We start from the raw sequence: 1,570 nt of genomic DNA, 5'->3' as shown, positions 1-1,570 counted from the left end.
CCAGCCAGATGCCCGTTATTGTTCCGCGCATCTGCGGGGTCTGTTCGACCGCTCATCACGTAGCCAGCGTTGAGGCGCTGGAGGATGCCTACGGCGTGACGCCGCCTCCGTTGGCCAACACGATCCGCGAGCTGCTCATGCTGGGGCAACTGATCCAGAACCAAGCGACATCCGTCTTTCTCTTCACCATGCCCGACCGGCTGGGCACGGCGAGCATCTTCCAGCCGATGGGCGAGGGCAACGCCGAGCAGGATCGGGCCGTGCTCGCCACTCAGGCGCTCAAGGTGCGGAAGGCGGGGACGGACCTGATCTCGCTGAGCGGCGGGCAGTTCATTCACCCCATCAAGGCTACTGTGGGGGGCGTGACCAGCGGCGTGGCCTCCGAGCCGGCCGCCGAGATGCGCCAGCAGATTGCTGAGGCGATCCCCATCGCCTGTGAGCTCTTCGACTGGTACTGGGAGATGTCCGTCGCCCTAAGGGATCGCATCGGCACCTGGGGAGACGATCAGCCGACCTACTACATCAGCTCCACCGGCGACACCTGCCCGAACTACGACGGTCAGCCCGGCCAGGATCTGATCCGCGTCCTCGACCCCGCAGGTGAAGAGTGTGAGGCCTTCGCGGCCTGCGATTTCCGGGAGGTGCTGACCTTCGAGGAGGCGGACTATAGCTATGCGGGGCGGACGAGCTATCACGACGAGGTGATGCGGGCCAACAGCCTGGCGCGTATCAACATGACGCGAACGCTGGGCACGCCGCGGGCGAATGCGTACCTCGGCCGGTTCCGCGAGACCTTCGGACAGCCGGCGCACGCCATTCTCCTCTTCGACCTCAGCAGGGGCATCGAGTTGGTCTACGCTATGGAGCGGGCGCTGGAGATCCTGGAGCAGCCGCTGGATGGCGGGAAGACAGCCGTGCCCCACACGCCCCGGGATGGGGAGGGCTATGGACTCGTGGAGGCCCCCCGCGGTCCCTTGATCCACCATTACCGCATCAAGGACGACGTCATCGCCGACGCCGAGTTCATCATCCCCACGGTTCATAACACGAAGGCGATTGAGCGGGCGCTGAACGTAGCGGCCCGGCGCTACGTCACGTCAGAGCGGATCGACATGGAGCTGGAGCAAGCTGTGGGCCGGGTGGTGCGGGCATTCGATCCGTGCATCGCCTGCGCCACGCAGTAGGGAGAGATGAAAACCACCGGTGTCACATCCATCGGACGCCCGACCGTCCCTGATTAGCCCACCAACCGTGCCATCGCCATCCTCATCCTCCTCGTCGCCATCGGCGGCTTCCTGCTCCGGCGCCGCGCCGGGTAAGCCTGGACCGCCAAGGCGAGTGTATCGCACCCACGACGAGGCGGAGTCTGACCTCTTCTACTAGATCGAGGCGTTCTACAACCGGCATCGGCTCCATTCCTCACTGGACTACTGCAGCCCGGATGAGTACGAACGACGCTACTACGAGGAGCAGAAATCCGCTTAATCCTCTGCCCACCAAATCGGGTGAACTCCAGCTACAAATCTAAGCAGCAGGGGGTATATGATTGATAAGGTGCAGGGGGGATGAC

The 1,570-nt window shown here is 63.9% G+C and carries 1 protein-coding gene; it reads left to right on the top strand.

Annotated features, from left to right (window positions below; translation table 11 throughout):
* A partial coding sequence (locus I6U14_RS00215) for a nickel-dependent hydrogenase large subunit (RefSeq protein ID WP_296895890.1) occupies window positions 1-1,184 on the top strand: 1,184 nt, incomplete at its 5' end.
* Window positions 1,185-1,570 lie beyond the last annotated feature (386 nt).

It is taken from the genome of Thiohalocapsa sp., from assembly GCF_019695415.1.
Lineage (GTDB): Bacteria > Pseudomonadota > Gammaproteobacteria > Chromatiales > Chromatiaceae > Thiohalocapsa.
The sequence above is the reverse complement of the archived record's forward strand: the minus strand, read 5'-3'. Positions and strand labels throughout refer to the sequence as shown.